Below are 26608 nucleotides of genomic sequence, written 5' to 3'. Positions count from 1 at the left end.
TTACTGCGCGTATTTTTCAGCCTGCAGGCGATACAGCTCTGCATACTGGGCCTGATTTTTCATCAATTCTTGATGGGTGCCGGCCTCCGCTACCCTTCCTTTTTCTAAAAATACGATGTGATCGGCAAAACGGGCCGTGCTTAACCGGTGCGAGACAATAATGACTGTTTTGCCTTGCGTCAGCTTTTGCAGCTTATCAAATATCTCTTCCTCAATAAACACATCCAGCGCAGAGGAGGGTTCATCGAATATCAAAATGTCGGCAGACTCATCACGCATAAATGCGCGGGATATGGCGATCCGCTGCCATTCTCCCCCCGACAAATTCCTGCCGCCGAACAGTCTGCCAAGCTCTGTTTCATAACCGTCTTCAAGCTTATGTAAAAACTGATCCACTCCGCCGAAGGCCGAAGCACTTTTTATTTTAGCCAAGTCGGTGCAAGAAGAAATGTCGCCCAAGCCGATATTGTATTTCAATGTCATTTCGTACCGTAAAAAATCCTGAAACACAGCCGCGGCATTTGACCGGTAATGTTCAATATCATACTTATAAAGCGGTAAACCATTATAAGAGATCGTGCCTTGATTAGGATCAAAATAACGCAGGAGCAATTTAACGAGTGTGCTTTTGCCTGATCCGTTTTCTCCCACGAGAACGGTCGTCTTATTCAATGGAATATCGAGCTTATGAATATCAAGAACCGTTTTGGTTCCATCATAAGAAAATTCCACTTGATCACATGTAAATCCTTGTTCCTTTTGAACAGCTGGCGCGGTTTCCCCATTTTCCATGCCATTTTTGCTGTTTAAAAAAGAATGAACATTTCCGAGGTGCCTCGTTTCTCTTGCACCGATCGCAAACGCAGCGAACATTTCATTGATTCCTTCGTTGAACTGAACCGCGGCTCCGATAAACAGCATCACATCCCCGATGGACAACCGACCATAAAAAGCCTGGTGAACGATGTAAATCAGAACGGCACCTGCGGCCAAAGATTGTAATACCGACCAGAACAGCTGATACAGCGCCAGTTTTTTTTGATCGTTGGACAGCGTATGGAGGAGCTCCATCGAGGTGTTTTTATAAAAAGACTTAAAAAAAGGAACAAGATTGTATATCTTGACCTCTCCGGCTGTTTCAGACATGAGAGGGACACCTGCATAATATTCCGCGCGCCGTCTCAGTTCCTGAACCTCTTTCCGTCCTTCAAAGGTCGCGTTGTTTAATTTCGCCTCCCAGTACAGTTTAGGAACGGCCAATATGAGAAACAGCAGCGGCACCCACGGTGCAGACATGCCGATCAGTAAACTGCTGGCTGCAATCATCACCATTCCGCCGAAGGTTTGAGACACGATGGAAACCCACATCGTGACAAAATATTCATTATAGCGGATGATTTGTGTATTGGTATGAAAAGATGCGTCTTCAAAAGCCGCGATATCAGGAATGGAAATTGCCTTTTTCATGAGCATTTCATCAAGATAAGCTTCGAGCTTGGCGGTAAGGAGCCTTTTCTGCATTTCAGCCACAGGCTGAAGGGCATCTACGATCAGCGTAAAAGCAATGTATGCAAAGGCCGCCCAAACAAGCGCATTCCAAGAAGACAGCTCAAACGGCGCCCGTGCAATCTCATCGATCACCTCTGCACTCAGCCAGACTAGGAGCGGTCCGAGCATTGCATTCAGCAGTGTAATAAAAAATAGAACAGCCGACTTAAAAGGGTCGCAGCGCCAAAACAACGATAAACCATAAAAGATGATGGAAGCGGTTTGAGGCAGCTTTTTGAAAAAGGAACAAAACTTCAGCAATATACCTCATCCTTCCCCTGAAACGATTTGGCCTGCATGCGGAACATTCTGCTGTATTCCCCGTTCTTGTCCATAAGTTCCTGATGGCTTCCCTCTTCCGCAATTCTTCCGTTTTTCAAAACCAGTATGCGGTCAGCCATTTTTACCGTACTGAACCGATGGGAAATCATGATCACCGTTTTTCCCTCTGTGAAGCTGTGAAATTGCCGAAAAATATCATACTCAGCCCGAATATCCAAAGATGCGGCCGGCTCGTCCAAGATGACAAGTCCGGCATCTTTCATAAACGATCTGGCTAAAGCAATCCGCTGCCATTGGCCTCCCGAAAAATCGGTGCCCCCCCATTCAGGGCCGATCATTGTTTCCAGCCCTTCAGGCAACTCTTCGATGATTGGTTCCAGCTTAGCGGACCGGGCGGCGGCGCGAAGTTTTTCTTCATCACCTAAAGCTTCCGTTCGGCCTACCGCGATATTGTACCGGAGTGACAATTCGTACTTACCAAATTCCTGAAACACGACCGCCATCTTGTTTCTCAGCTCTTGAAGATCGATCTTGCGGATGTCTTTGCCGTTCACTTTAATCTCACCCTCATCATATTCATAAAAACGGCAGAGCAGTTTGATGAGCGTTGTTTTCCCCGATCCATTCGCCCCTACAATGGCAATTCTTTCTCCCGGTGATACTGAAAAGCTGATTCGATTTAGAACATCGCCTGTGTGCATGTCATTCGGTTCAGGCTGCTCGTCGTGTTCCCGCATTTCTTCATCTTCAAGCTCATCGAGCATATCCAAATCTTCCTCATTCACATCAGCTTCATTTTCCCGGGAGCCGGCAGCCGCTTCTCTGAAAGGATAGCGGAAGGTGACATTTTTGAATTCGACTGCCAGCGGTCCTGCGTCCCCGAGAGATTCGCCATTGGAAGGAAGCCTGATATCCTTTTCGGCGTTCATAAAAAGAAAAAAGTCTCTTCCCATTCTCCATATATCCAACGTATCTGCACCTTCCTTGGCGATATCCCGGAGAGCCGTTGATAATTGGAACACGGCCCCCAAGTACAACGATATATCCCCCACAGAAAAACTGTTTGAATGGGATTGGGACAGAATCCAAAAGTACCCCAAACCCGTTCCCGCCCCCGATAAGAAACCCGTTAAAACCGACCAGCGCGCGCTTCTGACTTGAATATTCCGCAGCACAGAATACAAGCCTTTAAAAGCAGATTGATATAAATCAAGAAAGAAAGATCCCAAGCCAAACAGGCGTACTTCTTTGGCGGATCGTCTCCCGAGCAGAATGTGGCGAGCATATGCGGCCCTCCTTCTGACAGGGGCGTAATCCTTGTGATATTCCCACTCCATTTCATTGTAATGATTATGGACAAAAGCGAATGGAGCGGTAGATAAAATGAGGATGACAGCAAGAACGGGCGACAGATAGGCAATAATTAAAACAACGCCCGCCAAAGACATAACGGCTGTCACCAAGTTCGAACTGATATTAATGAATTGGGAAGGAAGCCATGTCGAGCGATCCCGCAGTGTTTCCAGCCGGTCCCTGTACTTTGGATCCTCAAAAAAACGCATCCCCGGAATGCGGTCAAAAGCGTCGATTAACAAACTGTTGACTGTGATCATCGACCTCTCAGAAAGCATGGCCTTCACCCATTTTTCCAATGATTTAACGACACTGATCATGACCAGGCTTCCCGCATAAATGACAGCCCATATTTCCGCATAGATGACCGCTTCCTGCTCGACAATGCCGTCGATCATTTGCTTTGAAGCGTACAATTGGATTAAAGGTGCTCCGGCTTCGATCAGCATGAAGATAACCATGCAAATCATCAGCCGCGGACCGGATTTCCAGACCATTTTCCCAAGCAGGCCCGCCGTTTGCAGCGGCTCTTGAATATGCTTCATCTTCCACACATGCTTCACCTTCATTTTCTATACCTATTGTGGTCATTGATACGAGTATATTTTGGCTTTCTCCGGCGTATTGACGGTTTCGATATCAGCCATGACCCTTGGTTTTCCCGGACGGCTCCGGTCGAGAAGGTGCTCCTTCCCCTTGGATGCTTCCCTGAGCCATATTTCCAAGTCAATGACAGATCTCATGTACTGATAGCCCATGCCCAGATCATTATTTGGATCTTCAGAGCGAATAGCCATAGCCAGCAAGTGTTTCCACCATATACCGCGCTTAATGATGCCGAGCTCTTCAACAAAGACGCGCTCTCCCGGTTCAAATAGCTGAAGAACGTGTCTGCGGTCATTCATAAAGCTTTTCCTGGCCATATGGGCATATGTTGTTTTCGTTGATCTGTTATAAACATAGGCAGGCAGGATATCGGTGAAAGATTTGCGAAGAAGCATTTTAGAGCCTGCATAATGTTCTTCAAGCCCTTTTAAAACATCAAAATGCTGTTCAGGCGGTACGGAAAATGAAAATTCGATCAGCCTCCGATCCAAAAACGGATGGTACGTAGGCAATGTCACACCAACAGCATCCATGTACCTCGCTCTCGGCCACAAAAAGTCATAATGGAACCTCTTACCCCACACCGAGAGCTCCCGGCTTTTTCGATAGCGAAGATGATCCTCCTTATTGATCTGGTGTTCTCTCTTTCGGTGTTCTTCAGTAAAATATTCAGGCAGCTCATATTCCGTATCTGACCACAGCAGGTCGTAATAGAGCTTTTCTCCGATATAAGGCATGAAAGGGGCGATTCCATATTGAAATCCCAGCTTCAGCATCTCTTTCATGCTGCCGCCTGACCATTCGCGAAGCAATTTGTAGATTTCAGAAAACCGTCTCTGCCGAAGCAGAGAATCGATCACTGACACTTCTCCGCTAAAAATGAAATCCCCGCCCTCACCCGTCAGGACAGACGAAGCACCATACTCCTCAGCGATCACTGTAAAAGTCTCATTAACCAGTGAATTGGCTCTCGGATCAGGACCGTCTACAAACCAAAGCGGATCACGCCCGATTTCCGCGTTTGGAATTTTGGCTGTGGCGTCTCCGAGAATGATCAGGCCGGGGATGTCCATATCGCGCATCATATTTTTTACAAGGTCCTTGTCATGGCTTAGTATCATGTCAGGTTCGGCAAATGATATATTGACGGCCAGCAGCTGTTCCTTCCGTCCGCCTGCAATTGCGGCGGCGGTTACGGCAGCTGAATCCAGTCCGCCGCTTAATTCGACAATATGCTTTTCATCTTTTAAACGATCTGCTGTCACTTCCTGAAAAAGCTCCCGGAACCGCGGAACTGCGTCTCCAGCAAGATCTTTCTTGTTTAACAGCTGCGAAAGTCCCCAATAGCTGTGCGCGTGAATCGCATGATCCCGGCCAAGAAAAGCGTAGGACGCCGCAGGCACTTTGCGTATTCCTTTAAAAAACGTCCGATCTTCAAAGCCGTTTTCTCCTACAGCAAAGCCTGAAGTAGGAAACATTCTGCACACATTTTGATCGATCGCAAAAGGAATGTCATGAACAAGCAAAAGGATGCGCAAGTCATTCGCTGCAAACCATTCTCCTTTCGGACTGACCCAGTAGTAAACAGGACGGGTTGCGTATATATCAGTCGCCAAAACAAGGCTATGTAGACTGTCATCCCACCACATCATCGTAAATTCGCCATGCGAGTGAGACAGCATGGCAGCTTGATCCTGCTTCAAAGACGCGTACAGCTTGTCATATTGTTCAATCTTTCGGGTGCCATCCGATTTTGCGTTAAGACCGCCGCTGATCCAGCCGTCTAAGATGACGGGATGCAAAAGATTTATTTGAGTTGTAGGTCTAAAAGCTTCATCGTATCGGATATGCGCTTCAGCCATGTTTGCGATCCCGCGGCTGTAGCTGTGAATCCGTTCCGCCCGTCCCCATTTCTTGACGGCGGAAACCCACTCATGCCATGCAACGGTGTTGTCTCCCTGCATTCCAAACCATACTTTCATACTAGAGATAACACCCACCTTTCAGCGTAAGCGCTCATCTTATACGTCTGTAAAACTTTTAAATCCTTATTTTTATGATTCGGATCGATCGATTTGCCGTTTTCCATTTGAACCCACGCATGAGAAAACAGCTTGTCATCAATTTTCTTGACCCCGATCATGAGATCAGCATCAAACCCATTGCTGAATAATATAGATTGAATCGTTAATGCAATAGAAACGCACGAAGTAACCAAATGGTCGTCTTCATCAAGCGAATATAAATATTCGCCGTTCTGGTGCAGTTCGTCTATATCAAGCAGCCCTGCACCTCTTTGCTGTGCGCTCGCATACAGCGGAAACAGATGGATCGCAATTTTTTCATAAGCTTCTTCAAAATCATGATTTAACAGCATCATACGTACAAAAGCATGAACGGTTGTAAAATATTCGTGATTTTTGACAAGCGCTCTTTTTTTCATCAGCTTTTATCCTCTATTTTAATCAGCTTATGATGTGTCAGTTCCTGTATCGCCTCATTTAATATCGCTGACAGTTCTTCCTCTGTCTGATCGAACGCCGATTGCCACTTGATCAGAATATCTTTTTTATCCTTTCGCTCATTTTCAATTTCGATCCACAGCTCTTTTAAAGCCCCTTCCAATCCGAAATACTGCCCATTGTCCAGGTTTAGGACGATGCATTCATTTTCCAACACGGTTGTCGCTGTCTCTTGATTTCGAATAATTTTCAAAGATTAGACCTCCCCGGTATGCATGATTTCAGAAAAATAAAGGAGAAGAGAGCCGGCAAGCTCTCTTTCAGCACTTTATGCATGATGTTCTTTCCACGCCCTTGGCGAATGCCGTTATCATTTCAGCTTTGGAGCGTTTTAAAAAGAGCCTGCAATGCGACGATACCCCTGAATTTACCAACTGACCACATGAATCAGATTATCACAGGACAATATCAAAAAAACCGCAAAAAACTACCGAAAACCGACATGAATAGCCAATGGCATCAATGGGCCATTATTACGGGATTTATTCGGAGGAAAAAGAAAAAGAGAGCCTATCGACTCTCTTTTGCAGGGAAAAGCAAACATATACTTTGTCTAAACTTTCTGCTTGATCAAATTAAGCATCGTTCCTTTTTTTACTGCGCAGTACCGTGACGTTACTTTGAGCTTTTTATAGATTTTGCTCAAGTGATACTCTACGTTGCGCGTCGACATTTGTAGGTCTGCTGCGATCTCTTTATTTGTTTTACCGCTGGCCACCTTCTGCAAAATATCCAGTTCTGTGTCTGTTAAATGCTCGTCCACCGCAAGATCGGAATCAAGCCTCAGTTTTTGCAGCAAGCCGTCGGGAAATAACACAGCCCCTTTTAAACACAATAAAATACTCGAAGCAATCATGCTGTCTGTATACGATTTATCGATAAACCCTTTAACTCCGGCCTCAATCAGCTTATTAAAATATGAGTGAATTTCATCTCCCGAAAACATAATGATAATTTTGGATTGAGGTGCGGTTTCCAGCGTTTTAAGAGACAGTTCCAACCCGTTCATCCCCGGCATTTTTAAATCATAAAGAAAAACGTCTATATGTACCTCTTGATTTTTTAAGAGGTCGAGAGCTTCATTTCCTTCGTGGCAAACGATGACATCCATATTATATTTTTTTAATATTTCCTTCATTCCGGATGTCAGAACCCTGTAGTCGTCTACTAACAACACGCGTATCATCAGTAACACTCTCCTTAAATCAGTTTCCTCCGAACAAATACCGCAATAAAAACCCTATGAATAGAATTGAAGGATGATGTCGGGTTTTAGTGCCTTTTTGTGGTTTTTACCACTTTATTCTATGATAGCATGAATATGTAATCAACTGGAAGTAATAAGGAGGTGACACAGATGCGCAAATTGGAAACTGCCCAAGTTAAAAACTATGGTACATTCCTGACTGTTACTCTTTCTAAAAAGAGCAAGCCGGGCGACGGCAAATTCGGCCGCGGCGTAAAACGCGGTTAAGAGTGTATGAGAAAGAGAGAGCCTGTGGCTCTCTCTTTTTCCGTTCAGCAACCAAAAAAGAGTGCGGATCGTTGAAATCCGCACTCTTTTGCCAATCAATTAATGTCCGCTGTGCTCAGAATGTTTTGCACCTGGAGTACCGCCCTCAGGGTTGTCTCCGTGATAGTTGTGAGCAGCAAAGATCCAGACGGAACCGGCAATAATCGCAACCGCAATAAATGCGGCAAACAGCGTATTCCCGACTTGGATTTTGCCGCTGTCACTTTCAGTCATATGCATAAACATTAAGAGCTGAAGTCCAGCTTGGATGATCGCAAAACCGAAAATAATCCACAGCTTTGCAGCCATGCTTAAATCCGTATAAATCACCCACAAGGCCAGTAAGGTCAGCACAATGGACAACACGAACCCGACAATATGCTTCCAAGGAAAGTGGCTGTGTTCAGCCGATTGTTTTGCTGCCATTATACATTCACCAACCCTATCAAATAGACGCCGGTAAAGATGAAAATCCATACCACGTCTAAGAAGTGCCAATACAAACTTGAGATAAACAGCTTAGCAGACGTTTGCGGGGTTAGGCCGCGCTTTTTCGTCTGAAGCAAAATGCCGATAATCCAGAAGATACCGATCGATACGTGCAGTCCGTGTGTTCCCAATAGAACAAAGAAAGATGACCAGTAAGCACTTGTCGATAAAGTGGCACCTTCGTGTACATAATGATTGAACTCATAAAGCTCATAGCTGACAAACCCAGCACCGAGCAACAGGGTAATGATCATCCAGATCATCACGCCTTTCAAACTGCCGCGGCGCATCTCATGCACTGCGATGCCGCATGTGAAACTGCTCGTTAACAGCAGGAACGTCATGATTAAAACGAGCTTTGCGTCGAACAGTTCTGCCGGCAGTACGCCCCCCGCTGTTCTGTTATGAAGAACAGCATAGGTCGCAAATAACGTAGAGAATAAAGCAATCTCCGCTCCAAGAAAAATCCAAAAGCCAAGGATATTCAACCTTCCGATTTCAGAACGGTATTCCATAGGAGCGTTAGAATTGCTGTGTTCTGCATGTTCCATCAATCCCGCCTCCTTTACTTGGCATTCTTTCGTTCAGTCTCTTTTATTTCCTCAACACTTACATAGTAGCCGTCGTCATATTCAAATGAACGAAGAATCATACAGAGGAATACACCGATCAGACCGACGATTCCCATCCAGAACCATTCAAAGACAAGCCCGAATCCAGCAAATCCGAAGCATAATGACATAAGAAACGGACGGCCTGAATTGCTCGGCATATGAATCTTTTTAAACTTGCTTTCAGGATGAATCTCGACATTGTCTTCCTTCATTTGCGCAAATGCGTCAGGTGATGTAACCTCAGGCAGAACCGCAAAGTTATAGTGCGGCGGGATCGCAGAAGATGTAGCCCACTCAAGTGTACGACCCATTCCCCAAGCATCTCCTGATTCTTCGCGTTTTGAATGACGGAAGCTGTAGAAAATGTTGTAGCAGAGAACGATGAATCCTGCGGCCATCAGCAATGCGCCGAATGTCGCAATCATGTTCAATGCAGTCCAGCCGTCTTCTGCTCCGTATGTGTAAATACGGCGAGGCATTCCTTGCAATCCAAGGAAATACATCGGGAAGAAACAGATGTTAAAGCCCGTCATGAACAGCCAGAAGAACCATTTTCCGATGCGTTCGTTCAGTTTGTGACCGAACATTTTCGGATACCAGAAGATCAATCCGGCGAAACATGCAAACACAGTACCCGCGATCAGCACATAGTGGAAGTGCGATACGAGGAAGTATGTGTTGTGATACTGATAATCCGCAGCTGCCATCGCAAGCATAACGCCCGTAACACCGCCGATGACGAAGTTCGGAATAAATGCAAGCGACCACAGCATCGGCGTTGTGATTTTGATTCTGCCTCGATGCAGCGTCAACAGCCAGTTAAAGATTTTAACTCCGGTCGGCACCGATATCGCCATCGTCGTAATCGAGAAGAACGAGTTGACCGCCGCACTGTTGCCCATTGTGAAAAAGTGGTGCAGCCAAACGACGAAGCTGAGAACCGAAATGGCAACAATTGAATAAACCATTGCTTTGTAGCCGAACAGCTGCTTTCTTGCGAATGTCGCAATGATTTCTGAAAAAATACCGAAAGCAGGCAAAATAACGATGTAAACCTCAGGATGTCCCCAAATCCAGAACAAGTTCGCCCACAGCATCGGCATACCGCCGTTCGCCAAGGTGAAAAAGGCTGTTCCGAACAAGCGGTCAAATGTCATCAGCGCCAAAGCCACTGTCAAGACAGGGAAGGCGAAAATGATAATCACACAAGTGATCAGCGTTGTCCAAGTGAACATCGGCATCCGCCATAGGGTCATGCCTTTTGTACGCATTTTCAGGATGGTCACCATAAAGTTAATCCCGGTGAGAAGCGTACCGATACCCGCGATCTGAAGTCCGAGCAAGTAATAGTTCTGCCCAGGCCCAGGACTCAGCTCATTGCCTGCAAGCGGCATGTAAGCCGTCCATCCTGCATTCGGCGATCCGCCGATGACGAATGAAATATTAAACAGCATCGCTCCGACCATGAAGGTCCAGAAGCTCAAGTTGTTCAAATACGGGAATGCAACATCGCGCGCACCGATTTGGAGCGGTACGACGACGTTCATTAATCCAATAAGAAACGGCATCGCCATGAAAATGATCATGATCGTACCGTGTGTCGTAAACACTTCATTATAGTGGTTTGAATCTAAAAAGCTGTTATTAGGAAGCGTGAGCTGGGCACGCATCATTAACCCGTCGACGCCGCCGCGGAAGAACATAATGACTGCGGCAATGAGGTACATGATTCCTAAACGCTTATGATCGACGGTGGTAATCCATTCTCTCCAAAGCCATTTCCATTTTTTGAAGTATGTCAGCACAAATACGATTGCAATGGATGTAAGCAAAATGGAAATCTGTGCTCCAAGAATTAATGGGTCACCTGTAATTATGAATTCGTCCCATTTCAAATTCATGCAAGCTTCCTCCTTTCCTAGTGAGAATCTTGGTCTTCAGATTGTTTTTGATCTTTGTTTGTCTTCACGTTTTCAAACGGATCTGATTTTGAGTGCGGAGACAATGGTTTATAGCCCAATCTTTCGCGCGCTTTAATGGCGTATTCCGCATCATTTCCGTGGTTAACATACTTCAGGTGTGTCGATGAGAACGTCATTTCGTCCGCATGCTGAGGAAGCATCAGTTCATCGTACTGGTTTTTCGTCAGCTTAGGAGCTTCTTTCTGCGTTTTCTTCACCCAGTCGTTAAACTTGCTTTCAGATACCGCTTTGACATTAAACTGTTGTTCTGCAAAACCTTCACCTGTGAAGTTTGCATTTCGGCCTTTATAAGTACCCTCATGGTCTGCCTGCAAATATTGCTCCATTTCCATTCCGGACATGGCATATTTTTGCCCGCCAAGCTGCGGAATCCACAGTGACGCCATAGAATCGGCAGATGAGATTTTAAACAAGATCGGTCTGTCTGTCGGGATATTCAAATAGTTGACCGTTTCGATATCCTGTTCCGGGTAGCTGAATACCCATTTCCAATCGACAGATGTCGCATATACGACCAAAGGTTCCTTGTCCTTTGATGCTTTTGGAGCCTCTTCTAGAGAATAAATTGTTTGAACTGTCGGCACTGACAGCGCAATAACAATTAAAATCGGAACCACTGTCCAGACGATTTCTAAAAATGTATTGCCTTCTACTTCCGGGCTGTAAGGAGACTTTCTGTCTTTACGCTCACGGTATTTCACAATCATCACAGTAAAAAGGACAAATACGACCGCTACGATAAACAGCATAAATCCAATCGATAATAGAATAAGATCTCTTTGCTGCGAAGCAACCGGTCCTTTAGGATCCAATACCGCGATTTGACTGCAGCCGCCCAATAAAAAAATGGAGGAAAGTAGAGTCAGCATAATCAGTGGTTTAAATGCTCTGAACAAGAGGATCACCATCCTTCCTTAAATGATGTCTAAAATTTGGTCAGAATATCTAAGATAAAAGGATTCTGAAAAACTTTTTTCTTCTACCTTGCTATGCTATCAAAATCTTCACCAATTAGCCTTATTTTTTTCGATTGTTCACCTTTTTTTCACCCAAATGTCACAAAATCGTCAAAATTTGTTCATGATATTATGAATAATGAAGGAAATAGACTGGTAATTTTTTAGTTCTTTTTACACACATAGCAAGAGCTGACAAATCCCTCCGAAACAAAAAATCTGTCAAATTTAGGTTTACCACAATAAAAAACTTTGGTCAATCATTAATTTAACATTGTTAAATTTTTTCATAGTGAATCATTATCTTCCTCCATTCCTTTTCCCTGTTGACAGCACGCTTTAAACTTCAAAACATCAAAAAAGAGCTTCCTTCTGTAACTGAAAGCTCTTTTTCATCCTATTTAATAGGCGTCACCGCATTCTAGCTTTGATAGCCGTTCGGATGTGCTTTAAACCACTTCCACGCGCTGTCAATGATCGTTTCCAGCTCGGCGTATTTCGGCTGCCATCCCAGTTCTTTCACTGCTTTTTCAGAAGAGGCGATCAGCTGTGCCGGGTCTCCAGCACGCCGCTCTGCAACCTCCGCCGGTATCGGGCAGCCTGTCACTTTCCGGGCTGTTTCAACGACTTCTTTGACTGAAAAGCCCGTGCCGTTTCCGAGATTGTATACAGTGCTTTCTCCGCCCTTTCGAAGCCTTTCGACAGCGAGGATATGCGCGTCGACCAGATCCATTACATGGATGTAGTCTCTGATGCACGTACCATCTGCAGTCGGATAGTCGTCGCCGAAAATCATAATCTTGTCGCGTTTGCCAAGCGCGACTTGAAGAATGATCGGGATCAGGTGCGTCTCAGGCTGATGATCTTCGCCGACCAATCCGTCTACATGCGCACCGGCAACATTAAAGTAGCGAAGGACGACATGACGGATTCCATATGCTTTTTCAGACCACTTCAGCATTTTTTCAATCGCGAGCTTCGTTTCCCCGTACGGATTTGTCGGATCCGTCGGATCTGTTTCCATAATCGGCACACGATCCGGTTCTCCGTATGTTGCAGCCGTTGATGAGAAGACAATTTGCTTTACATCGAACTCTTTCATGACCTTTAACAGGCAAACGGCTCCGTAAACATTGTTGTCATAATATTTGAGAGGATCTGTTACGCTTTCTCCAACCAAAGAATCGGCCGCGAAATGCATGACAGCCTCAATCTCGTTTTCCTGAAACACTTTTCTTAGGAATGCTTCATCGCGCAGATCTCCATTATAGAAAGAAGCTCCCTTTAAAGCCGCCTCTTGATGTCCAGTTTGCAGGTTATCAATAATCACGACTTCTTCATTGCGGCTTAACAGTTCCGCTACAGCATGGCTTCCAATATAGCCCGCCCCTCCGCATACTAATATTGCCAATTCATTTCTCTCCTTTCAGCGGCGTTATTATTCCATTTTAAATCTATAAAACGCCTGTGAATCTCTTTTTTAATCCTAAGATGATATATTCCTTTTTCATTTTACCACCTTCAGCATTTCCCGGCTCGTATTTTCATCATTTCTTCAAATAAAAACTAGGGGCAAAACAAGTGGAAAGGTTTCTGTTCCATTAAATACCTTACAAGGAATAGTTCGGGTTTTTATCCATTACAATGGTTTCATCCTGGTGAATTAAAGCGATTTTGAGGCAAAAGCTATACTTTTTTCTCTGCATTTGAAACCAATGTTCTTTTTTTCCACTTAATACTGGTCGATAATAGTATTTTCGTATTACCCTTCTTTAACCCATACAGCAACTAAGACGAAAGGACCCTCCCTACCCACCATGTCTTTATTCTAAATCATTCCTTGAAACCATTGATTTTCCAATACTTTGCATAATAATCTGCCAAAAATCTCTTTCTTATTTTTAGAATATTCAAAGGATATTCGGCTGCAATTGAGAAATTCTTAATAGGGAAAAATGATCATTTTTAATTGAATACTATCCAGTCAGTAATTGATTGTTTATTATTATAAGTAAGAATCTAAGATTTTTTGGTTTTTTTAGTCAGTTATTTAGGGAATAGGTAGGTTTATCAAAGATGACTTTGTGAATTTTTTATGAAATTTGTCATTGTTTTCACATGGCTGTTGTTTTATAACTTTTATTGCATCTCAAGGAAAAACCGTTTTTTTCTTTGAGGTGAACAACGTCTTATCATATTGGAGGAAGCTATGAATACTCAAACGAAACACAAGTTGGACAAAGATTGGGTGATTTTGATGAAGGAGGCGAAAAAACTTGGGCTGCAAATTGAAGATGTGAAAGAATTTCTTCACAGTCAGCCCGTCCAAAGCGATGCTGAAAAACCGATAAAGCAGTAAGCGTTTAGAAGCATCAGTTATCCAAAAAAACAGGCGGTTCTGTTGAATCTTGATCTATCAAGATGATCCAACCGGCTGTTTTAACGAGTGTTTTAATTGATAATGACGTATTTGAGCAGCAGGCCTGCTGCCTGTGTATAGATTCTGTCTGCTCCATAGAAACGCGCGTTTTAAGGAGCAGCCTTACCTTTGCCCTGTACATAGGTCGTTTCATTTTTCCAGCTTCACTCTCTTAAGGGGTACCAGACCGGATTGAAAAAGGCGTTTTAGAGCCATTGCTAACCAACGCTGACGCCAGCAGTCCCATTCACTTTCTTCTGCATCGGTTTCGATTGCCTTTCTCCCGAAGGGGGGCGGAGCTTTTCGTCTTGATCCTTCTGATAATATCCTCATGCTTCCTTTCCATTCTCTCTTTTCTGTTAAGTTTGCCTATATAATCGATTTTTCCGATGGTAAATATCTAAAATATCAATTTTACTGATGATTGTTGTTATCTTAAACTGAATTCATGACCGATTCCAAAGGAGGATGAAACAATATGGGGATAGCAGCAATCTGCGGAAGCTCCCGTGAAAATGGAAATACGGAAGAACTGATGAATCGATTAGTAGACGGACTTGATGCCGATAAGATATTTCTGCGAAACTATCACATTCAGCCCGTATCGGACTACAGGCACAGCAATACAGCCCCTTTTTACCCTGATGATGACTACAGAGACTTGATCAGCCGGGTGCTGGAGAAGGATATCCTAGTTTTTGCCACTCCGATCTATTGGTACGGCATGTCGGGTCTGATGAAAAATTTTATTGACCGCTGGTCACAGACATTGATAGAGCATGGAAGATCTGCATTTAAACAGCAAATGGCGAAAAAAACGGTCTACGTGGCAGCTGTCGGAGACGATGATCCCCGCTTGAAAGGGCTGCCGCTCATTCAACAGTTTCACTACATATTTGATTTTATGAACATGACATTCGACGGCTATTTGCTCGGCAAAGGAAACAAGCCCGGCGGCGTGATAACAGACCGGGAAGCGATTGCGTCTGCAAATGAACTGAGAAGGAAGCTGACAGAGGCGGAAACGAGGCGGAAGGCATGACAAATGAGAAGAAAAAGGTGAACAAACGGTTTCTTTTATGGAAAAAACATTTATTCGAGATGATCAGGTCTTTCATCTTATATAAATAAAACGCTGTGTGAAAATTGAAGAATAAATCCGGAGCGCGTTACATACCTTTGTTGTATCTTTTCAGACAAACACAAGGAGGGGCAAAGAACAAATGAGAGAAGGCAAAATAGATTACAGCAAAGCTGCGGCATCTCCGGAGTTCCAGCGGTTGTTATCACGGAAACGGGCTTTTATTGTACCGATGACGATTTTCTTTCTGCTCTTTTATTTCCTGCTGCCGGTTATGACATCATACTTCACATTTTTGAATCAGCCGGCAGTCGGAGCCATCACATGGGCATGGGTTTTTGCGATAGCTCAGTTTGTTATGACATGGACGCTGTGCATTATGTATACAAAAAAAGCCGGTCAATTCGATCAAATTGCAAACGATTTCAAAAAGAAGATTGGAGGCGTTGATTCATGAGTGCCACAGCCTTTATTCTGTTTCTTGCCATTGTTGCTCTCACGCTTGTCATTACGTATTTCGCGGCCAAACAGACAAAAACGGCCAATGAGTTTTACACGGCGGGAGGAGGGCTTACCGGCATTCAAAACGGACTGGCTATTGCGGGAGATTACATGTCAGCGGCTTCTTTCCTCGGCATTGCCGGGATGATCGCTTTGAACGGGTTTGACGGTTTTTTCTACAGCATCGGCTTCCTCGTCGCTTATTTAGTCGTGCTTTACATTGTGGCAGAGCCGCTCCGAAACCTCGGCAAATTTACAATGGCGGACATGATTGCCTCTCGTTTTAAACAAAAGAAAATTCGCGGTGTCGCCGCATTAAACACGATCACGATCTCCACCTTTTATATGATTGCACAGTTAGTCGGCGCCGGTGCGCTGATCAAGCTTCTGCTCGGCATCGATTATACGCTGGCCGTGTGCATTGTCGGGGTTTTGATGACCATCTACGTCGTATTCGGAGGAATGATCGCAACCAGCTGGGTCCAGATCATCAAGGCCGTTCTCTTGATGGCAGGGACGCTCATTATTTCAATCATCGTTTTTTCAAAATTCGGCTTCAGCCTGACGAACATGTTTGAACAAATGAAAACAGCTACTCCGCTTGGGGCTGATTTTTTGAACCCCGGCAATAAGTATAATGTTCCTCTTGAAACACTCTCACTCAATTTGGCACTCGTCCTCGGGACAGCCGGCCTGCCTCACATTCTCATCCGGTTTTATACAGTAAAAGATGCCAAAACGGCAAGGAAATCGGTAATCTCGGCTACATGGATTATCGGTATATTTTATATTATGACGGTCTTTCTCGGTTTTGGTGCTGCCGCGTTTGTCGGTTTTGAAAACATTTTAGCTGCCGATAAAGCGGGGAACATGGCTGCACCGCTGCTTGCTCAGGCGCTCGGCGGAGATTTTCTGTTCGCCTTCGTCTCAGCCATCGCGTTCGCAACGATTTTGGCAGTGGTCACAGGTCTTGTGCTGTCGGCGGCATCCGCTTTTGCGCATGATATATACAGCCAGATTATCAGAAAAGGCGCGGCTACGGAAAAAGAGCAAATGATCGCTGCAAGATGGGCTTCCATCGGCGTATCCGTCCTTTCGATTCTGCTTGCTGTCTTCGCCCAATCGCTGAATGTCGCGTTTCTTGTCTCGCTTGCATTTGCCGTGGCGGCAAGCGCCAATCTGCCGCTCATTATCTTCACCGTCTTCTGGAAAAGATTTAATGCGGCCGGCGCTTTGGCCGGCAGTCTGACCGGTCTTTTAAGCGCGCTGATTCTCGTCTCCATCAGCCCGAGCGTCTGGGACCCGGCCGGAAACGCTATCTTTGTTGGAGAACCGCTGATCCCGCTTTCCAATCCGGGTATCATCTCCATTCCGCTCGGCTTTTTAGGCGCTTATCTCGGGACGATTCTGTCTTCAAAAACCCCTGATCAAGAAGCATTTGCAGAAATTCAGGTCAAAGCGCATACAGGCATTCACATGGATCAATCTTAAACTGGATGCACACCCGAAAAAAACTTATGAGCCGGCCGGCTCATAAGTTTTTTTATTCTCGAAAGCTCGCCAGCCGCTCGTTCAGCGCTTTCGTGTGCCGGTAGACATCTCTGTAAATTTGAAACAGAGCTTTGTATTGTCTACTGTATTCACGGCGGGGTGAAAAGGTTTCTTTGATGAGAACGAATCGGTCTGCACAAGCTTCAAGCGACGGAAACCAGCCGCACCCGACGGCCGCGATCATGGCTGCTCCATATGCCGGCCCCTGTTCGCTTGTGAGTCTGATGATGTCGGCGTTGAAGATATCCGCCTGGATTTGCAGCCATTGATCGCTTTTGGCGCCTCCGCCGATTGAAATCACGCGGCTGATATCCTTTCCAGCGGCACGGAATTGTTCAATGCTCTCGTGAAGGGAGAATGTGATGCCTTCAATGACGGCTCTGACGAAGTCCGCCCGTGTATGTGCGCTGTCCATCCCGATGAAGCTGGCGCGAATATCTGCGTCGGCATGAGGGGTTCTCTCCCCTGACAAGTAAGGGGTAAACAGCAGCCCCCGGGCACCGGGACGGGAATGGTCAATATCGCTGATTAATTCGTCAAATGACGTTTGCCCGGCAAATACATCTTTAAACCAGCTGAAGCTGCGTCCTGCGGAAAGCGTCACTCCCATTGAATAAAACGCATTGGGGGCGGCGTGGTTCAGAAAATGAATATTGCCATCAAACGCTTGATCTCGGTTTGATTCATATGTGAGAACAACCCCTGAGGTGCCTATGCTGCAAAGGGCCGTTCCTTCTCTTAAAATACCGGCGCCGACCGCGCCGCATGCATTATCAGCGCCGCCGGCAAACACCTTGACTTCAGGAGCCAGACCGGTTTCAGCCGCGAATTCCGGACTGACGCCGCCGACACAGGCGCCCGGCTCAATCAGATCCGGACATAAGGACTCCGGGATGCCGAGCTTGCTGCAGATTTCCCCGCTCCATGTCTGATGTTTCACATCGAGCAGAAGCGTTCCGGCTGCATCTGAATATTCGCTGTGCAGACGCCCCGTCATCGTGTACCTGACGTAGTCTTTCGGCAGCAAAAAAACGGCCGCCTTTTCAAACAGCTTTTTTTCATGTTCTTTCACCCATAAAAGCTTCGGAAGGGTAAAGCCTTCGAGCGCCGGGTTTTTCGCGATCTCGAGCAGGCGCTCCTTTCCGATTTTCTCGTTAATCAGACGGCATTGTTTGGTTGTCCGTGTATCGTTCCACAGGATCGCGTTTCGCAAAACCTCTCCGTTGCCGTTTAAAAGTACCAATCCATGCATCTGTCCGGAAAAGCTGATCCCTTTAATCTGAGATGCTTTTCCCGGGAAATGCATAACTAATTCCTTAATGGCTTCCTTCGTTTTTACCGCCCATTCTGCGGGATCCTGTTCAGAATAACCGGAATGGGGCTGAATGATGGAAAATGGTTTGGAGACCTCGCCGCACAGCTCTCCCCGCTGATTGACAAGGATGATTTTAACCGCGCTGGTGCCGAGATCGACCCCGATCACGTATTCCACTAGCGTGTCTCCTTTTCTGCCGGCGCTTCGCGCAAAGCGTTCAATAAGTAACGGTTAACGGTCGCTTTCAGTCGTTCCTGGCGGCCTGACTGATTTTCAATTTGGTCGTGTTCAAGAGCGTATGCGGCAAGCTTATTCAGATCGGTGCGGCCTTCTTTGATCTCAAGCCCGATCCCTTTCGTATAGCTTTCATAACGCTCTTCAATGATCTGGTCGAGGGCTTTGTCTTCAAGCAGACGGGAGGCGACTTTCAAGCCGACTGCATACGTATCCATTCCTGCGATATGAGCGTGAAATAAGTCTTCATCCGCAAAAGACGGGCGCCTTACTTTAGCATCGAAGTTAATGCCGCCGGTTTTAAACCCGCCTGCTTTCAAAATTTCATACATCGCAAGTACTGCAGAATACAGATCGGTCGGGAACTCATCAGTATCCCAGCCCAGGAGCAAATCGCCCTGATTGGCGTCAATGGAACCCAGCACGTCGTGCAAGGCAGCCACCCGTAGTTCATGCTCAAATGTATGCCCGGCCAAGGTCGCATGGTTCGCCTCAAGATTGAGTTTAAAATGGTCTTTTAAACCGTAAGTTTCTAAAAAAGCGATCGTTGTGGCCGCATCAAAATCGTATTGGTGCTTCGTCGGCTCCTTCGGCTTCGGCTCGATCAAAAATTGGCCGTCAAAACCGATTTCGCGCGCATACTCAACTGCCATTCTATAAAATGAAGCCAAGTTTTCGAGTTCAAGCTTCATATCTGTATTCAGCAATGTTTCATAACCTTCTCTTCCGCCCCAGAACACATAGTTTTCCGCTCCAAGCTCCTTGGCGATATCCAGTCCTTTTTTCACTTTTGCGGCCGCATAGGCATAGACATCCGCATTGCAGGAAGTTGCGGCCCCGTGGACATACCTCGGATGGGTAAACATATTGGCTGTATTCCAAAGCAGCTGAACACGGCTAGTCTCCATCATTTCTTTAAGAAAAGACGACATTTGATCCAAATACGTAAAGGTCTCACGCAACGTTGCTCCTTCATCAACGATATCAACGTCATGAAAGCAGAAATAGGGCACGCCGAGCTTTTCAAAAAATTCAAAAGCCGCTTCCGCCCGGGCTTTTGCTTTATCCAAAGGATGTGTCATCCGGTTCCACGGCCGGAACATCGTCCCGTCACCGAAAGGGTCTTTCCCGTCCGCATCAAAGGTATGCCAATACGCAACAGCGAAGCGAAGATGTTCCTTCATCGTTTTGCCGCCGACGTATTCATCAGGGTTGTAATATTTAAATGCGTAAGGATTTTCCGAATCGGCTCCTTCATAGTCAATCACTCCGACATTTCTAAAAAACATTCCGATCTCCTCCTTCACTTTTCCTTGCAAAGCAAACGTTAAAAAACAAGTTTGTTTAACCATTAAACTAACTTCCTTGTATTTATTTTACAGGATGAATCAACCGCTTTCAATGGAAATGAAGGAAAAAATTGAGTTTTCTAAATTTGTTATACTATAATAAATTCACAGCTTCAAAACAATGGAGTGATTGACATTGAATACAGCGGATCAAGCCCTTGTAAAAAAAATGAACAAAGCTCTGATTCTTGAGCAGATTATTGAGAACGCACCCATTTCAAGAGCAAAACTTTCGGAAATAACGGGATTAAATAAAGCGACCGTTTCCTCCCAAGTATCTTCCTTGCTTCAAAAGGACATCATTTATGAAACCGGCCCCGGCCAGTCAAGCGGCGGCAGGAGGCCCGTGATGCTGAAATTCAATCGAAAAGCCGGCTATGCGGTCGGTGTAGATATCGGAACCAATTATATGATTGTTGTGTTAACCGATCTTGAAGGGCATTTGATTGAACAATTCGAACGGACGCTGGATGAAGAAGACATTCAGGCGACAGAAGAGGCATTAATCGAATTGACAGGGCTAGCCGTTGACAAAATACCGCCTTCCCCATACGGATTGACCGGAATCGGCGTTTGCGTACCCGGCTTGGTAGACAACGAACGGCAGGTGGTGTTTACGCCAAATAAGCCAATCCATTTGATTCCGTTAAAGGAAAAACTGGAAGAAAGGTTCGGCGTTCCCATTTTAATTGAAAACGAAGCAAACGCCGGCGCCGTTGGCGAGAAGAAATACGGAGAAGCCGGACAGCTGGAGCATGCCGTGTTTGTCAGCATTAATACCGGGATTGGTTTAGGGATTTTAATGAATGGAAAACTGTTTAGAGGTGTGCAAGGTTTTTCCGGAGAAGCCGGGCACATGTCCATTCACTTTGACGGCCCATTGTGCCGGTGCGGGAATAGAGGCTGCTGGGAGCTTTACGCTTCGGAAAAAGCCGTCTTCTCTCACTATGGAGCGAATTCCGAAGCCTCGCTTTACGAAACCGTTAAAGAACTTGCAGACCGCAGTGATCCGGGGATGATGGAGACGTTTGAAAGATTCGGTTTTCATATCGGCATCGGACTTCTCAACATCTTGAAGACGTTGAATCCCGATACGATTATCTTGCGGAATACCATTGTAGAATCCTATCCGATCATCGTCGATGCGATTAAAAAAACGATTGCCTCAAGAAGTGCTGCAGAAGCCTTGTCTAATTATCATTTGAAAATCTCCTCGCTTGGCCGCACTGCCTCATCGCTCGGCATGTCCTCCCTGGTGATCGGGCATTTTCTGGAACGGTTTATGAACGAGAGATTTTAATTTTTATATCAAAAAGCGCATATTCCATTTAGGAATGCGCGCTTTGTTTAGCAGCTTGCACTTTCTTGCTGAACGCCTCGGCGGCCGCCTTTGGATCGGCAGCTTTGCTGATGGCGCTGATGACACTGATGCCGTCAGCGCCGGCCTCGATGACGGGGGCGCAGTTTTCGGCCGTGATCCCGCCGATTCCGACCACAGGTATGCCAATCCCCTGCCTGCGGAGCTCTTGAATGAGCGAGACACCCTGCACAGCTTTTGTATCCCGCTTTGTTTCAGTCGGGTAAACCGGCCCTGCACCGATATAATCCGCTCCATCCTTTTCCGCCTTTACGACTTCTTCAAGTGTATGCGCGGAAACGCCGAGGATTTTGTCCCCGATTCTCGCTCTGACGTCGGCGGCCTTATCATCATCCTGCCCGATATGCACCCCATCGGCGTCAAGCGCAAGCGCGAGTTCTACATCATCGTTGATGATAAACGGAACATTGAACTGTTTGCAAAAAGCCTGCACCTGTCGAGCAAACGCCTTTTGATCTCCTGCTTTTAACGCGCCCTCGCCTTTTTCGCGGAATTGAAAAAGTGTCGCACCGCCTTTTAAGGCTTGTTCAATGACAGTTAAAGGATCGCCTGCAGTATTGTTTGAACCCATAATAAAATAGACTGACAACAGATCTTTTATCGTTTCTTTTGAGACTCGCGTCATCTTATTCCACCTCTCTGATCCTGCCGCGTTCTTTTATATCCATCGCTTCAACAGCGGCAAGCTGATTCAAAAACTCGATTTGAAAGCTTCCGGGCCCCAGGTTTTCCGTTTTCTCCGCGGCCAACTCGGCCGCCGTTCCATAAAAAGCGGCTGCAGATACAGCGGCATGGCAAACGTCTTTTTCAACGGCGCAAAACGCACCGATGACAGAGGTAAACAGACAGCCTGTCCCCGTCACTTTCGTTAACAGTTGATGTCCGTTGCCTACGGTATACGTTTTTGTTCCATCCGTTAAGACATCTTCAGCTCCGGTTATGATGACGCCTGTATCCCATAATTTCGCGGCTTTTTTGGCGAGCTCTGTTCTGTCACCGCTCCCTTCGACTGCATCCACGCCTTTGATCAGCCAGTCCTCTCCAAGCGTGTTGGCAATTTCCGCGGCATTGCCTCTGACGGCGGAAACCTTCACTTCGCGCATAATCGCTTGAGCCGATTCTGTTCGAAACGGCGTCGCCCCAGCACCGACTGGGTCAAAAATAACCGGCACACCGTGTTCATTGGCGGACTTTCCTGCAATGATCATCGATTCAACAGATTCCCGGCTAAGCGTGCCGATGTTCAGCACAAGGGCTCCGGCGATCTTTGCCATGTCGGCGGCTTCTTCCCTCGCATACGCCATCACCGGCGATGCGCCGAGAGCCAGTAAACCGTTTGCCGTAAAATTGGTGACGACATTGTTTGTCATATTGTGTACGAGCGGTTTTTGCTTTCTGACTTTCTCAATTCCTCTTGCGGCATCTTCCAGATTCATTCGGCTGCATTCCCTTCTGTTTTTGAATTTTCGCTCCATATATACGATTTTGTATGATCAATCCACGCCCTCGCCGCGAACGACAGATAGCGGTCTTTTCTCCAAATGACGGCGACATGCCAAGGAATGGCCGGCCTCACCAGCGGAATGATTCTCACTCTTTCCGGGTCAAGATCGCGGCAGATTCTTTCGGGCAAAAGCCCGATTCCAAGGTTAGCGGAAACCATTTCGCTGATGAAATCCCATTGCGAGGTTTCATAAATGACATTCGGCTGAAATCCAGCCTTCAAGCAAGCCGTAATGATCCGTTCGTGAAGAACAAAGTCTTCCCTGAAAAAGATAAACGGTTCTTCGCTTAACTGCCGAAGCTCGATCTCGTCCGCATCAGCAAAACGATGAGACGGATGGACGATCAGCATCAAGTCTTCTTTTACGATTGTAAAGGAGTGAAAAATCTCCTCTTTTGCAGGCAGGACGACAACGCCGATATCAAGCGATCCGTCTTCCACTCCTTCCTGCACTTTCACAGAGCCGTGCTCAACAAGCTGAAAGGTGACGTTCGGATATTTGTCTCTGAAATCCCCTATCACTTTCGGAAAAAAGCCGGAGCCGATCATCGGCGGCAAACCGATCCGCACGTGCCCTTTTTTGACGTCCATCAAGTCATTCAGCTCTGAAGTTAAATTTTGAAACGACTTGGTGATTTCCTGGGCCTGCACATACATGCTTTGCCCCGCATCAGTCAGCTCGATCTGACGCCCCCGCCGGTAAAACAGCTCGATCCCGAGCTCTTCTTCAAGATTTTTAATCATTTTGGAAATTGTCGGCTGAGATATGTATAATGACTGAGCGGCTTTTGTGAAGCTTTTCAGACGGGCTACCTCCAAGAAATAGGTTAAGTGGCGTATGTCCATTTGTTTGACACCCTTTCAGAGTTCCTGCTTGTATTCATATTCTAAACCAATTTCATTGTTTTCTGCACCCCCGCGGAGCACCCTTCTACATCAACATAAAAAAACGCCGCCGGCATACAGCCGGCAGCGCCTATCTTCGGGCAATCGCTTCATCCTGTTCCTTCAGCGTGTCCACATTAGAGCGGGTGTCCTCAATGTTTTTACGAACAGCCTCTTTATACTGTTCGACCATATTGCAAATTTCGGCTTCGCGTTCAAGCCACTTTTTCGTAAAATCAAGGTTGTTCCGCCCGAGCGCTCCGGCTGACGGGCTTTTTAAAGACACGGCTTGAAGCGTGCTGCTTACTTGCTCCAGCTGCTTCATAACCGCTGCATGGTTAAGTTTAATCGTTTTGCTCATTTCAACCACCCTTTTAAACCGTTGATTGTGCTGTGCAGAGCGTCGACGGCCTCCTCTCCTTTTTCCATCAGAAAGTCCGCCCGGTCGGCCGACCAGCTTGCAGCTTGAACAGCCCCTTTTTCAGAATCTAAAGCAAATATCTTTAAATCAATTTTATGAATATACCGATCATATTCATCGGTGAAAATTCTGTACATTGCCGTGTGCGCTTCATCACGTGCTTCGTCAAAATCGGCTGCCCTGCTTCCGGTCCACGACTCATCAAGGTTCGGACGCAAAATCTGCCTGATTTCTTCGATTCCGAGGTTTTGTTCCCGCTCTACATCGCGCTTTGCCCGCTCCAGCCTTGCAATTTGTTCTTCCAGCTCTGCCGCCTTATGAGAGAGGACACCGTGTATTTTTTGCAGCGTGTCTGAGTAGTCCATTATTGTCACCTCTGAAATTGCAGTATGATTCGCATGGATTGTTTCCTTGTCAAATTATGATTCGGTTGGTTTTTCATAGATTCACATCTTTGACTGGACTTGCTCTCATTTCCAATATTTATAGTTTAAGTCGAAAATCACGGATGTTGAATAGGCTGTAAATACTGTTTTTAGGGATATATACACAGTTCATCATCTTCCTCACAGCGCATTTCAAGGACATATAACCCGTCTTTTTGAATCATCTGTACACCGCTTTCATCGCGGACAAGTCTAAAGGCACGGGAATACGGCAGTTTAATGGTCACAAAAAATCGCCAAATGATTCCGGACGACAATTTCTAATTTTAGTCAGGAAACTGTTTCTTTTGACCTGATTTGCGCTTTTAACTATAGACAAAATGAATAATATCTATTCTGTATATGTATTTTACCTATACTTAAAACTCATGTACACTCATGTGTAGAAAGGGGGATAATGACATGAAAACATTCATTAAAGGATTAGGTCAGGTCGCTCTTTTATTTTTATTCGCGCGTTTCATGAATCTGATTGCCGAGGTTCTTCATATAAACATTCCCGGCAGCATTCTCGGGATTATCGTCATTTTTGCGCTTCTTCATTTCAAAATCATTAAGCTGGAATGGATTGAAATCGGCGCCTTGTGGCTTCTCGCGGAGCTGCTTTTGTTCTTTGTCCCTTCAGCCGTCGGGATTATGAACTACGGAGATATTCTGGCTGAATTCGGCACTAGCATTATACTCGTTGTCCTCATCAGTACATTCGTCGTCATGGTGTCGACCGGAATGCTGACTCAATTGATTGCCAAAAGAAAGGAAAGGAAAAAAACATGCTCATCGGATGCTTAAGTCTGATCGCAACAGTGTTAATTTATCTGGGCGCAAAAGCGGTTTATTCACGCCATCCAAAGGTGTATGCGTCACCTTTATTGGTCACGCCGGTGATACTTGTCGGCCTGCTGCTTTTCATCAATGTGCCCTTTGAAGCGTACAATGCGGGCGGTCGCTTGTTGACAGACATGCTCCAGCCGGCAACCGTGGCTTTTGCAATTCCGCTGTACAAATACTTTCCAGTCTTGAAAAAATACGCGGTTGAGATCATTATCAACGTGACTGTAGGCTGCTGTATCGCGATCCTGTCAACAGCGTTTATCGCAAAACTTTTCAAGCTGAATGAAGACCTGATTGAGAGCCTCGTTCCCAGATCGGTCACAACGCCAATTGCAATGAGCGTTTCTGAAATGATCGGCGGAATGCCCGCGGTGACCGCTGTTTTTGTTATATTGACCGCCCTGTCCGGGTCAGTGATCGGACCGATGGTCATTCGCTACTTCCGGATTGATAATGAAATTGCAAGGGGCGTGCTGCTTGGCACAAGCGCCCACGGCGCAGGTACGTCAAAAGCATTTGAGCTCAGCTCCGTGTCCGGAACGATTTCAAGCGTATCGATGATCCTGGCTGCGATCATCACGCTTTGCGCAGCGCCGTTTCTCATTTCCCTTATTGCAGTGTCATAGCCGAAAAATAAAAAAACCAAATTGGGGAAGTTTTTTTCCGCCAATTTGGTTTTTTTCATTTAGACATCGAGCAGCCATATGAATATGGACATTATCAATAATATAAGGGCCAGAATAAAAGAAATACACCTGAGAGCCCAGTCATGCGGCAGTTTTGGAGAAATTGCTTTTAACAGCTTGGCGAACAGCAAACCAATCAAAC

At 45.9% G+C, this 26608-nt stretch carries 26 protein-coding genes; 8 read left to right on the top strand and 18 right to left on the bottom strand.

Annotation, left to right across the window (positions count from 1 at the left end; translation table 11 throughout):
* From LQ247_RS01695 to LQ247_RS01670, 6 genes are all read right to left on the bottom strand, one after another.
* A complete protein-coding gene (locus LQ247_RS01695; RefSeq protein ID WP_095291383.1) occupies window positions 1-1809 on the bottom strand; it encodes an ABC transporter ATP-binding protein in 1809 nt (602 codons plus the stop codon).
* Window positions 1803-3728 carry an ABC transporter ATP-binding protein gene (locus LQ247_RS01690; protein ID WP_229129214.1) on the bottom strand — a complete coding sequence of 642 codons (1926 nt, stop codon included), beginning with the start codon at window positions 3726-3728 and terminating at the stop codon, window positions 1803-1805. The genes LQ247_RS01695 and LQ247_RS01690 overlap by 7 nt, the downstream gene beginning before the upstream one ends.
* A gap of 42 nt (window positions 3729-3770) precedes the next feature.
* Window positions 3771-5771, bottom strand: a complete 2001-nt coding sequence (locus tag LQ247_RS01685; protein ID WP_231005502.1) for an asparagine synthase-related protein — start codon at window positions 5769-5771, stop codon at window positions 3771-3773.
* The gene (locus tag LQ247_RS01680; protein ID WP_023857003.1) at window positions 5768-6232 is read right to left on the bottom strand and encodes a lasso peptide biosynthesis B2 protein; all 465 of its coding nucleotides are present in this window, start codon (window positions 6230-6232) and stop codon (window positions 5768-5770) included. The genes LQ247_RS01685 and LQ247_RS01680 overlap by 4 nt, the downstream gene beginning before the upstream one ends.
* Window positions 6232-6504, bottom strand: a complete 273-nt coding sequence (locus LQ247_RS01675; RefSeq protein WP_003186189.1) for a hypothetical protein — start codon at window positions 6502-6504, stop codon at window positions 6232-6234. The genes LQ247_RS01680 and LQ247_RS01675 overlap by 1 nt, the downstream gene beginning before the upstream one ends.
* A 360-nt stretch (window positions 6505-6864) precedes the next feature.
* Window positions 6865-7497, bottom strand: a complete 633-nt coding sequence (locus tag LQ247_RS01670; RefSeq protein ID WP_026580278.1) for a response regulator transcription factor — start codon at window positions 7495-7497, stop codon at window positions 6865-6867.
* A gap of 171 nt (window positions 7498-7668) precedes the next feature.
* Between LQ247_RS01670 and LQ247_RS22250 the strand changes: the two genes are divergently transcribed.
* Entirely contained in the window at window positions 7669-7785 is a 117-nt protein-coding gene (locus LQ247_RS22250; RefSeq protein WP_423734433.1) for a lariocidin family lasso peptide, read from the top strand.
* A gap of 99 nt (window positions 7786-7884) precedes the next feature.
* Here LQ247_RS22250 and qoxD read toward each other — a convergent pair whose 3' ends face one another.
* From qoxD to galE, 5 genes are all read right to left on the bottom strand, one after another.
* Entirely contained in the window at window positions 7885-8250 is a 366-nt protein-coding gene (gene qoxD, locus LQ247_RS01665) for a cytochrome aa3 quinol oxidase subunit IV (RefSeq protein ID WP_023857000.1), read from the bottom strand.
* Window positions 8250-8864 carry a cytochrome aa3 quinol oxidase subunit III gene (gene qoxC / locus LQ247_RS01660; protein WP_023856999.1) on the bottom strand — a complete coding sequence of 205 codons (615 nt, stop codon included), beginning with the start codon at window positions 8862-8864 and terminating at the stop codon, window positions 8250-8252. Before qoxC ends, qoxD begins: the two co-directional genes overlap by 1 nt.
* Window positions 8865-8878: 14 nt before the next feature.
* A complete protein-coding gene (gene qoxB, locus LQ247_RS01655; RefSeq protein ID WP_025810604.1) occupies window positions 8879-10828 on the bottom strand; it encodes a cytochrome aa3 quinol oxidase subunit I in 1950 nt (649 codons plus the stop codon).
* A 17-nt stretch (window positions 10829-10845) separates the two neighbouring features.
* Window positions 10846-11814 carry a cytochrome aa3 quinol oxidase subunit II gene (qoxA, locus tag LQ247_RS01650; RefSeq protein ID WP_095291511.1) on the bottom strand — a complete coding sequence of 323 codons (969 nt, stop codon included), beginning with the start codon at window positions 11812-11814 and terminating at the stop codon, window positions 10846-10848.
* Window positions 11815-12286: 472 nt separating this feature from the next.
* On the bottom strand, window positions 12287-13276 hold the full coding sequence (galE, locus tag LQ247_RS01645; protein ID WP_023856996.1) for a UDP-glucose 4-epimerase GalE: 990 nt from the start codon (window positions 13274-13276) through the stop codon (window positions 12287-12289).
* Between the two features lie 798 nt (window positions 13277-14074).
* Between galE and LQ247_RS01640 the strand changes: the two genes are divergently transcribed.
* From LQ247_RS01640 to LQ247_RS01625, 4 genes are all read left to right on the top strand, one after another.
* Window positions 14075-14224 carry an anti-repressor SinI family protein gene (locus tag LQ247_RS01640; protein WP_023856995.1) on the top strand — a complete coding sequence of 50 codons (150 nt, stop codon included), beginning with the start codon at window positions 14075-14077 and terminating at the stop codon, window positions 14222-14224.
* Window positions 14225-14762: 538 nt separating this feature from the next.
* Window positions 14763-15326, top strand: coding sequence for a flavodoxin family protein (locus LQ247_RS01635; protein ID WP_025810603.1), 564 nt, complete (start codon window positions 14763-14765; stop codon window positions 15324-15326).
* Between the two features lie 181 nt (window positions 15327-15507).
* Window positions 15508-15822, top strand: coding sequence for a DUF485 domain-containing protein (locus tag LQ247_RS01630; RefSeq protein ID WP_026580280.1), 315 nt, complete (start codon window positions 15508-15510; stop codon window positions 15820-15822).
* The gene (locus LQ247_RS01625; RefSeq protein WP_023856990.1) at window positions 15819-17357 is read left to right on the top strand and encodes a solute symporter family protein; all 1539 of its coding nucleotides are present in this window, start codon (window positions 15819-15821) and stop codon (window positions 17355-17357) included. Before LQ247_RS01630 ends, LQ247_RS01625 begins: the two co-directional genes overlap by 4 nt.
* Before the next feature lie 52 nt (window positions 17358-17409).
* Here LQ247_RS01625 and xylB read toward each other — a convergent pair whose 3' ends face one another.
* Window positions 17410-18909: a xylulokinase gene (gene xylB / locus LQ247_RS01620; protein ID WP_231005500.1), complete on the bottom strand. Its 1500-nt coding sequence runs from the start codon at window positions 18907-18909 to the stop codon at window positions 17410-17412.
* Window positions 18909-20255, bottom strand: a complete 1347-nt coding sequence (xylA, locus tag LQ247_RS01615) for a xylose isomerase (protein WP_144497888.1) — start codon at window positions 20253-20255, stop codon at window positions 18909-18911. Before xylA ends, xylB begins: the two co-directional genes overlap by 1 nt.
* Window positions 20256-20451: 196 nt before the next feature.
* Between xylA and LQ247_RS01610 the strand changes: the two genes are divergently transcribed.
* Complete coding sequence (locus tag LQ247_RS01610) at window positions 20452-21615, top strand: ROK family transcriptional regulator (protein WP_231005498.1); 1164 nt, start codon at window positions 20452-20454, stop codon at window positions 21613-21615.
* 28 nt (window positions 21616-21643) lie between these two features.
* On the opposite strand, the gene thiE is transcribed toward LQ247_RS01610, so the two are convergent.
* The 5 genes from thiE to LQ247_RS01585 all read right to left on the bottom strand — a co-directional run bounded on the left by thiE (window position 21644) and on the right by LQ247_RS01585 (window position 24868).
* Complete coding sequence (thiE, locus tag LQ247_RS01605; RefSeq protein ID WP_231005497.1) at window positions 21644-22318, bottom strand: thiamine phosphate synthase; 675 nt, start codon at window positions 22316-22318, stop codon at window positions 21644-21646.
* 1 nt (window position 22319) lies between these two features.
* Window positions 22320-23129 carry a hydroxyethylthiazole kinase gene (gene thiM / locus LQ247_RS01600; RefSeq protein WP_231005496.1) on the bottom strand — a complete coding sequence of 270 codons (810 nt, stop codon included), beginning with the start codon at window positions 23127-23129 and terminating at the stop codon, window positions 22320-22322.
* Window positions 23126-24043: a cidABC operon transcriptional activator CidR gene (gene cidR / locus LQ247_RS01595; protein ID WP_023856984.1), complete on the bottom strand. Its 918-nt coding sequence runs from the start codon at window positions 24041-24043 to the stop codon at window positions 23126-23128. The genes thiM and cidR overlap by 4 nt, the downstream gene beginning before the upstream one ends.
* A 130-nt stretch (window positions 24044-24173) precedes the next feature.
* Window positions 24174-24443 (bottom strand): YwqI/YxiC family protein, encoded by a 270-nt coding sequence (locus LQ247_RS01590; RefSeq protein WP_020453374.1) that lies wholly within the window; start codon window positions 24441-24443, stop codon window positions 24174-24176.
* Window positions 24440-24868, bottom strand: a complete 429-nt coding sequence (locus LQ247_RS01585) for a YwqH-like family protein (protein WP_020453375.1) — start codon at window positions 24866-24868, stop codon at window positions 24440-24442. Before LQ247_RS01585 ends, LQ247_RS01590 begins: the two co-directional genes overlap by 4 nt.
* A gap of 483 nt (window positions 24869-25351) precedes the next feature.
* Between LQ247_RS01585 and LQ247_RS01580 the strand changes: the two genes are divergently transcribed.
* A complete protein-coding gene (locus tag LQ247_RS01580; protein WP_020453376.1) occupies window positions 25352-25738 on the top strand; it encodes a CidA/LrgA family holin-like protein in 387 nt (128 codons plus the stop codon).
* Window positions 25720-26406 carry a CidB/LrgB family autolysis modulator gene (locus LQ247_RS01575; RefSeq protein WP_023856983.1) on the top strand — a complete coding sequence of 229 codons (687 nt, stop codon included), beginning with the start codon at window positions 25720-25722 and terminating at the stop codon, window positions 26404-26406. The genes LQ247_RS01580 and LQ247_RS01575 overlap by 19 nt, the downstream gene beginning before the upstream one ends.
* The last annotated feature ends 202 nt before the right edge of the window (window positions 26407-26608 follow it).

It is taken from the genome of Bacillus sp. BS3(2021), from assembly GCF_021043345.1.
Taxonomy (GTDB): domain Bacteria; phylum Bacillota; class Bacilli; order Bacillales; family Bacillaceae; genus Bacillus; species Bacillus paralicheniformis.
The sequence above is the reverse complement of the archived record's forward strand: the minus strand, read 5'-3'. Positions and strand labels throughout refer to the sequence as shown.

Excerpts from the sequence above, each read along its gene's own strand:
- LQ247_RS01590 (WP_020453374.1), bottom strand. The coding sequence starts at position 24,443 with ATGAGCAAAACGATTAAACTTAACCATGCAGCGGTTATGAAGCAGCTG.
- LQ247_RS01690 (WP_229129214.1), bottom strand. The coding sequence starts at position 3,728 with ATGAAGCATATTCAAGAGCCGCTGCAAACGGCGGGCCTGCTTGGGAAA.
- LQ247_RS01630 (WP_026580280.1), top strand. The coding sequence starts at position 15,508 with ATGAGAGAAGGCAAAATAGATTACAGCAAAGCTGCGGCATCTCCGGAG.
- LQ247_RS22250 (WP_423734433.1), top strand. The coding sequence starts at position 7,669 with ATGCGCAAATTGGAAACTGCCCAAGTTAAAAACTATGGTACATTCCTG.
- cidR (WP_023856984.1), bottom strand. The coding sequence starts at position 24,043 with ATGGACATACGCCACTTAACCTATTTCTTGGAGGTAGCCCGTCTGAAA.
- LQ247_RS01670 (WP_026580278.1), bottom strand. The coding sequence starts at position 7,497 with ATGATACGCGTGTTGTTAGTAGACGACTACAGGGTTCTGACATCCGGA.
- LQ247_RS01635 (WP_025810603.1), top strand. The coding sequence starts at position 14,763 with ATGGGGATAGCAGCAATCTGCGGAAGCTCCCGTGAAAATGGAAATACG.
- qoxC (WP_023856999.1), bottom strand. The coding sequence starts at position 8,864 with ATGGAACATGCAGAACACAGCAATTCTAACGCTCCTATGGAATACCGT.
- LQ247_RS01680 (WP_023857003.1), bottom strand. The coding sequence starts at position 6,232 with ATGAAAAAAAGAGCGCTTGTCAAAAATCACGAATATTTTACAACCGTT.
- LQ247_RS01685 (WP_231005502.1), bottom strand. The coding sequence starts at position 5,771 with ATGAAAGTATGGTTTGGAATGCAGGGAGACAACACCGTTGCATGGCAT.
- LQ247_RS01640 (WP_023856995.1), top strand. The coding sequence starts at position 14,075 with ATGAATACTCAAACGAAACACAAGTTGGACAAAGATTGGGTGATTTTG.
- qoxD (WP_023857000.1), bottom strand. The coding sequence starts at position 8,250 with ATGGCAGCAAAACAATCGGCTGAACACAGCCACTTTCCTTGGAAGCAT.
- xylA (WP_144497888.1), bottom strand. The coding sequence starts at position 20,255 with ATGTTTTTTAGAAATGTCGGAGTGATTGACTATGAAGGAGCCGATTCG.
- LQ247_RS01580 (WP_020453376.1), top strand. The coding sequence starts at position 25,352 with ATGAAAACATTCATTAAAGGATTAGGTCAGGTCGCTCTTTTATTTTTA.
- LQ247_RS01585 (WP_020453375.1), bottom strand. The coding sequence starts at position 24,868 with ATGGACTACTCAGACACGCTGCAAAAAATACACGGTGTCCTCTCTCAT.
- thiM (WP_231005496.1), bottom strand. The coding sequence starts at position 23,129 with ATGAATCTGGAAGATGCCGCAAGAGGAATTGAGAAAGTCAGAAAGCAA.
- LQ247_RS01575 (WP_023856983.1), top strand. The coding sequence starts at position 25,720 with ATGCTCATCGGATGCTTAAGTCTGATCGCAACAGTGTTAATTTATCTG.
- thiE (WP_231005497.1), bottom strand. The coding sequence starts at position 22,318 with ATGACGCGAGTCTCAAAAGAAACGATAAAAGATCTGTTGTCAGTCTAT.
- LQ247_RS01625 (WP_023856990.1), top strand. The coding sequence starts at position 15,819 with ATGAGTGCCACAGCCTTTATTCTGTTTCTTGCCATTGTTGCTCTCACG.
- qoxB (WP_025810604.1), bottom strand. The coding sequence starts at position 10,828 with ATGAATTTGAAATGGGACGAATTCATAATTACAGGTGACCCATTAATT.